The organism is Agromyces sp. P1_H4 (assembly GCF_056405255.1).
In genome coordinates this window covers 1-5126 of the sequence record NZ_JBFUCL010000278.1, presented here as the reverse complement: position 1 = coordinate 5126, position 5126 = coordinate 1, and the positions used below count along the sequence as shown (strand labels likewise).

Annotated in this window: 5 protein-coding genes and 1 pseudogene; 3 read left to right on the top strand and 3 right to left on the bottom strand. The window is 74.0% G+C overall.

The window, feature by feature from the left end:
* The 3 genes from AC1DY2_RS15110 to AC1DY2_RS15100 form a co-directional block, all read left to right on the top strand.
* Window positions 1–1045 (top strand): FecCD family ABC transporter permease (locus tag AC1DY2_RS15110; RefSeq protein WP_476763174.1); only part of this gene is annotated, 1045 nt, incomplete at its 5' end.
* A complete protein-coding gene (locus AC1DY2_RS15105) occupies window positions 1042–1848 on the top strand; it encodes an ABC transporter ATP-binding protein (RefSeq protein ID WP_476763173.1) in 807 nt (268 codons plus the stop codon). The genes AC1DY2_RS15110 and AC1DY2_RS15105, both read left to right, overlap by 4 nt.
* A 46-nt stretch (window positions 1849–1894) precedes the next feature.
* The gene (locus AC1DY2_RS15100) at window positions 1895–2911 is read left to right on the top strand and encodes an iron-siderophore ABC transporter substrate-binding protein (RefSeq protein ID WP_476763172.1); all 1017 of its coding nucleotides are present in this window, start codon (window positions 1895–1897) and stop codon (window positions 2909–2911) included.
* A gap of 65 nt (window positions 2912–2976) precedes the next feature.
* Here the strand turns inward: AC1DY2_RS15100 and AC1DY2_RS15095 are convergent, their stop codons facing one another.
* The 3 genes and pseudogenes from AC1DY2_RS15095 to AC1DY2_RS15085 form a co-directional block, all read right to left on the bottom strand.
* Window positions 2977–3369 carry a Fe-S oxidoreductase gene (locus AC1DY2_RS15095; RefSeq protein ID WP_476763171.1) on the bottom strand — a complete coding sequence of 131 codons (393 nt, stop codon included), beginning with the start codon at window positions 3367–3369 and terminating at the stop codon, window positions 2977–2979.
* Window positions 3366–4841 (bottom strand): dihydrolipoyl dehydrogenase family protein, encoded by a 1476-nt coding sequence (locus tag AC1DY2_RS15090; RefSeq protein WP_476763170.1) that lies wholly within the window; start codon window positions 4839–4841, stop codon window positions 3366–3368. The genes AC1DY2_RS15095 and AC1DY2_RS15090 overlap by 4 nt, the downstream gene beginning before the upstream one ends.
* 68 nt (window positions 4842–4909) lie before the next feature.
* Window positions 4910–5126, bottom strand: a pseudogene (locus AC1DY2_RS15085) (arginase family protein); the annotation flags it as partial.

The following is a 5126-nucleotide window of genomic DNA, read 5'->3' as shown; positions in this document are numbered from 1 at the left end:
CGGCGGGGGGATCGAGGCCATCGCGCAGCGCGTCGGTGCCGCGCGCACCCGACGTCGGCGTCGGCTCGCCGGCGTCCTGGTCGCGACCTGGCTCGTCGCGCTGGCCGCCGCGACCGCGTCGCTGCTCCTCGGCGCGGCCGGGCTCGGCCTGGGCGACGTGGTCGCCGCGCTGGTCGGCCAGGGGTCGCCGAAGGCGGAGTTCGTGATCCTCCGCCTGCGTCTTCCGCGCGTGCTCGCCGCGATGATCGCGGGCACCGCCCTGGGCCTCGGCGGCGCRCTCTTCCAGACGACGCTCCGCAACCCGCTCGCGAGTCCCGACATCCTCGGCGTCACCGGCGGCGCCAGCCTCGCGGCGGTCGGCTCGATGCTGCTGCTCGGACTCCAGGGGCCGGCCGTCTCGGTCGCCGCCTTCGCGGGCGCGCTCGTCGTCGCCGCGCTGATGTGGGGCCTGGCCTGGCGCGACGGGCTCACCGGCATCCGCTTCGTGCTCGTCGGCATCGGCCTCGCGTCGATCGTGTCGGGCCTGCTCGGCTGGCTCATCACGCGCGCCGACGTGCGCGAGGCGTCGGAGGCGCTCGTCTGGATGGTCGGCGGCATCGGATCGATCGCCTGGCCCGAGCTCGCGACCGCGGGGGGCGCGCTCGTCGTGCTCCTCGTGCTCACGGCGCTGTTCTCGCCCCGGATGCCGCTCATCGCCCTCTCGGACGACAGTGCCCGTTCGCTCGGGCTCGACGCCACGCGCGCGCGGCTCGTGGCGATCGTGCTGGGCGTCGCGCTCGTCGCCGTGGCCACGGCCCTCGCCGGACCCATCGCGTTCGTCGCCCTCGTGGCGGCGCCCATCGCGCGGACGGTCGTGGGGAACGGGCAGGCCGCGCTCGCGGCATCCGCCCTCGTGGGCGCCGCCATCGTGCTCGTGGCCGACCTCGTGGCGCAGCACGCGTTCACGGGCGTCGCGGTGCCCGTGGGCATCGTCACGGGTCTCATCGGCGCGCCATACCTCCTCTGGCTGATCGCGAGGGGCAACCGGAAGGGATCGGACGGATGACCGGGACCGCATCGCACGGGCTGCGAGCCGAATCGATCACGCTCGCCTACGACGGCCGACGGGTCGTCGAGGGCCTCGACCTCGAGATCCCCGACGGACGCATCACGGCGATCGTGGGCCCCAACGCGAGCGGCAAGTCCACGTTGCTGCGGGGGCTCGCGCGCCTCATGCGCCCAGAGGCCGGACGGGTGACGCTCGACGGCCGCGACATCCGCTCGTATGCGCCCAAGGAGTTCGCCCGCCGCGTCGCGGTGCTGCCGCAGCAGCCGGTCGCGCCCGACGGCGTGCTCGTCGGAGAGYTCGTGTCGAGGGGCCGGCACCCGCACCGCGGCTGGTTCGGCGGGCGTTCGAGCGACGACGACCGCATCRTCGCCGAGGTGCTGGAGGCGACCGGCACGGCCGACCTGGCCGACCGGGCGGTGTCTGAGCTCTCGGGCGGCCAGCGGCAGCGCGTCTGGATCGCGATGGCACTCGCCCAGCGGGCCGGGATCGTGCTGCTCGACGAGCCGACGAGCTTCCTCGACGTGAGCCACCAGCTCGAGCTGCTCGACCTGCTCACCGAGTCGAACCGGCTGCACGGCACGACCGTGGTGATGGTGCTGCACGAGCTCAACCTCGCCGCGCGCTACGCCGACCACCTCGTCGTGGTCGACGGGGGACGTATCGCTGCCGCGGGCGCACCGGCCGCAGTGATGACCGCGGAGACGGTCGGTTCGGCCTTCGGCCTCGAGTGCGTCATCGCCGAGGATCCGGTGGCCGGTTCGCCCATGATCGTGCCGATCGGGCGGTTTCACCGGGCCTGAAGTTTAGGTTAGGCTAACCTCAATCCACCCCATCGAAAGGGACTTCATGCACGCCCGACGCACGATCGCCGTCATCGCCGCCGCCGCAGCGGCCGCCCTCACGCTCGCCGGCTGCTCCTCGGCCGCTCCCGAGGAGTCCGGCCCGGCCGCGGCATCCGACGGCACGTTCCCCGTCACGATCGAGCACGCCTTCGGCGAGACGGAGATCCCCGCCGCGCCCGAGCGTGTCGCGACCTGGGGCTGGGGGAGCACCGAAGCCGCGCTCGCGGTCGGCGTCGTGCCCGTCGCGATGGCGCAGCAGTCGTACGGGGCGAACGCCGACGGCGTGCTGCCGTGGGTCGCCGACAAGCTCGACGAGCTCGGCGTCGAGACCCCGGTCATCCTCACCGACGACGGCGAGGCGCCGCCCTACGAGGAGCTCATCGAGGCCGCGCCCGACGTCATCCTCGCGCCCTACTCGGGCATCACCGAGGAGCAGTACGACCTCCTCAGCGAGATCGCGCCGACGGTCGCGTACCCCGACGAGCCGTGGACCACCCCGTGGCGCGAGACGGTGACCCTCGTCGGCACCGCGCTGGGCAAGGCCGACGAGGCGCAGGCCGTGCTCGACGACCTCGACGCCCAGCTCGCCGCGCAGGCCGAGGCACACCCCGAGCTCGACGGCAAGACCATCGCCGCGGTCTGGGACGTCGGCGGCACCTTCTACGTCTACACGCAGGAGGACTCGCGGGTGGAGTTCCTCTCCGCGTTCGGCATCGAGGACGCGCCCGCCGTCGCCGAGCTCGCGAACGGCGACTCCCCGTTCTTCTACACGCTGAGCTACGAGCAGCTCGACCAGCTCGACTCCGACCTGATCCTCAGCTACCACGACACCCAGGCGGAGGCCGACGCGTTCCTGCAGTCCGCGCCGATCCAGGCCATCCCCGCGGTCGCCCGCGGCCAGGTCGCCCAGGTCGTCGGCACCGAGCTCATCGCGGCCGTCTCGCCGCCGACGGCGCTCTCGCTCACCTACGGGCTCGACCAGCTCGTCGCGTCGCTCTCGGCCGCCGCGCAGGCGGGCTGAGCCRGCCACGACGGACATGAACGGCCCGGATGCCGCAGCACGCGGCATCCGGGCCGTTCTGCGTCTCAGCGGCGGGGCCGCCGACGCGGCAGGTAGCCGCCGGCCTCGAGTCCGGCCTCGATCTCGAAGCGGTTCTGCAACGGATCGCGCCCGGCGATGAGGTAGAGCAGCGGGAAGAGCATCCCGTACGTCAGCCACTGCTGCTTGTGCACCGCCTCGTGGCCGAGCACCACCTCGCCCGCGTTCCGGTCGGTGAGGTAGCACCCGCCCACGCAGGAGCCGCCGCGTCCGAAGGTCCACTTCGGCATGCCCGTGAAGACGAAGAGCCCCTGGCGTCGCTCGATCGGGCCCGTGCTCCAGAGGAACCCCCAGGTGAATCCGACCAGGGTCGCCCACCAGTAGCCGGCGCGGCTGATGGCGGAGTCGGTCAGCCGGATGGTCACCCGCCGCTCGCTCATGCGGCCGCCTCGGGCCGGCCGAGGTCCTCGAGCAGGCGCAGCCACACCTCGCTCATGGTGGGGAACGACGGCACCGCGTGCCAGAGCCGCGCGACGGGCACTTCACCCACCACGGCGATCGTCGCCGCGTGCACCAGCTCGGCGACGTCCTGGCCGACGAACGTGGCCCCGATGACGACGTCGCGCTCGGCGTCGATCACGAGCCGGGCACGGCCGTCGTAGCCGTCGGCAAGGATGCCGGCGCCGCTCGCGGACTGCATCGGCACGTCGGCGATCCGGATCGCACGGCCCGCCTTCGCGGCATCCGCCTCGGTCAGCCCGACCGACGCGCACTCGGGCTCGGCGAACACCACCTGCGGCACCGCGGCGTGGTCGGCGGTGGCCACGTGCACGCCCCACGGCGACACGTCGACCGGTCGCCCGAGCGCCCGGGCCGCGATGAGGTCGCCGGCGGCGCGGCCCTGGTACTTGCCCTGGTGGGTGAGCAGCGCACGGTGGTTGACGTCGCCGACGGCGTAGAGCCAGTCGCGGCCGTCGCCGTCGGCGCCGTTGTCGTCGCCACCGTTGCCGTCGGCGCCGCGGACGACCATCGTGTCATCGACGTCGAGCCAGGCTCCGGGCTCGAGGCCCACGGTCTCCAGGCCCGCTCCGTCGGTGCGGGGTCGCCGTCCGGTCGCGACCAGCACCTCGTCGGCGATCACCGTGGAGCCGTCGTCGAGGGTCAGGACCACCTCGTCGTCGCCGTTCCGCTCGACCCGCGTCGGCGTGACGCCGAGTCGCACCGTGGCGCCGAGGYCGCGCAGGCCGGCGGCCACGGCCTCTCCCGCGAAGGGCTCCATGCCGCCGAGCAGTCCGCTCCTGGCGAGCACCGTCACCTCGGTGCCGAAGCCGGCGAACGCCGTCGCCATCTCGACGGCGACCACGCCGCCGCCGATGACGGCGAGGCGGGTGGGCGGCTCCTTCACGCTGGTGGCGTCGCGGCTCGTCCAAGGTCGGGCGGCGGCGAGCCCGTCGATGGGCGGCACGACCGGATCGGATCCGGTCGACACCACCACGGCGTGGCGCGCCACGAGCGTCGTCTCACCGTCGTCGGCGTGCGTCACCACGACCCGGCGCGGCCCGTCGATGCGACCGTGACCGCGTTCGAGCTGGATGCCCACGCTCGCCACCCAATCGGCCGCGCCGTGGTCGTCCCAGTCGGAGACCCAGTAGTCACGGCGGCGGAGCACGGCGGCGACGTCGAGTTCACCCGTGATCGCCTCCGCGGCTCCGGGCACGCGCCGCGCGGCGCGGAGCACGGCCGCACTGCGAAGGAGTGTCTTCGACGGCACGCAGGCCCAGTACGAGCACTCGCCGCCCACGAGCTCGTGCTCGACGAGCACCACCTCGAGTCCGCCGGCCCTGGCCCGGTCGGCCACGTTCTCACCGACCGGCCCGGCGCCGATCACGACGACGTCCACCTCGCGCTCCATGCGTCTCCCTCCGGGCCCGATCGCGGCCGGGCAGCCATGGCCAGCCTAGGCAGGCGGGGGGACCCGCGTCACGCGTCGGTCGCCGTCCGCGTGCCGCCGGCCGACGTGAGCGCCGCCACGATGCGCAGGATCGTGGGCAGGTCGTCTTCGGCGGCCTCGGCCGAGCGCGGCGCGAACCCGGCGATCGCCGCCCCCGCGAGTGGGAAGCGCGCGGCGACCGCTCGCAGGAGCGCGACGAGGGCGGTCGTGTCTACGCCGAAGGGCATCGGGTACGACAGGCCGGCC